This window comes from Caballeronia sordidicola (genome assembly GCF_000729995.1).
GTDB classification, from domain to species: Bacteria; Pseudomonadota; Gammaproteobacteria; order Burkholderiales; family Burkholderiaceae; genus Caballeronia; species Caballeronia sordidicola_A.
Genome location: NZ_JNFG01000093.1, coordinates 1 through 991 on the forward strand (window position 1 = coordinate 1; position 991 = coordinate 991).

General features: G+C 59.9%; 1 protein-coding gene. It reads left to right on the forward strand.

Annotation, left to right across the window (positions count from 1 at the left end):
* Positions 1-85: 85 nt before the first annotated feature.
* On the forward strand, positions 86-991 hold a 906-nt coding region (locus FH08_RS0133835; RefSeq protein ID WP_035567932.1), incomplete at its 3' end, for a hydroxymethylglutaryl-CoA lyase.

Genomic DNA, 991 nt, shown 5'->3' on the forward strand with positions numbered 1-991 from the left:
TCACCACCGTTGGATGCCGGGAGGGCGAGGTGGTCGAACGCAATCAGATGCTGATCGAACTTCAACCTGTCACAGGAGAGGATTCTTGAGCGACTTACCAAAATTCGTCACCTTCCACGAGGAAGGTCCCCGAGAAGGTTTCCAGATCGAAAAGCGGCTCTACTCCGTGCAAGATCGAGTCGAGCTCGTCGACGCACTGGCGCGCTCCGGGTTAAGCCAGGTCCAGGTCGGATCCTTTGTAAGCGCGAAGGCAGTGCCGACGATGGCCGATATCGACCAGGTCTTCGCTGGCATCACCAGGCAGGAAGGTGTTCGTTACACGGCGCTGTGGCTAAATGAGGCGGGATTTCGAAAGGCACAGGCCACCGCGCAAGTCGACATCAGTGCCTACCTGATGTTCTACACCACCGATGCATTGAGCCAGCGCAACAACAACTGCACCGCGCAGGAAATGCGCGAGCGGCAGGAGAAATGGATTTCGCTCTACAAGGACGCGGGGGCGCCGATTGAGTCCGCATACATCGTGACCGCGTTCGGATGCAACCTGCAGGGTGAAGTGCCGATCGCCGATACCGTTGCCGCTGCGCGCCACATCATCAAGCTTGCGCGCGAGCACGAGTTTCCAATCCCTCGAATCATGCTTGCGGATACTGTTGGTTGGGCCGACCCTGAAGACGTCAAGCGGCGCGTCGGCGCGGTCCGGGAGTTGGCCCCCGACGTCAGCATCGGTCTTCACCTGCACGATACTCGCGGCATGGGTGCGGCGAATGTGTACGCCGCATTGCAGATGGGCGTCGACATGTTCGACAGCTCAATCGCGGGCCTCGGAGGTTGTCCTTTCGCCGCTCACGCCAATGTTCACGGAGCGGGCAACGTGAGCACAGAGGACATGGTTCACATGTGCCACGAAATGGGCATCGAGACAGGCATCGATCTCGACGCTCTGCTCGAGGCGGCACAAGTCGCGGAGCGCGTGTTTGACCGGCCGCTT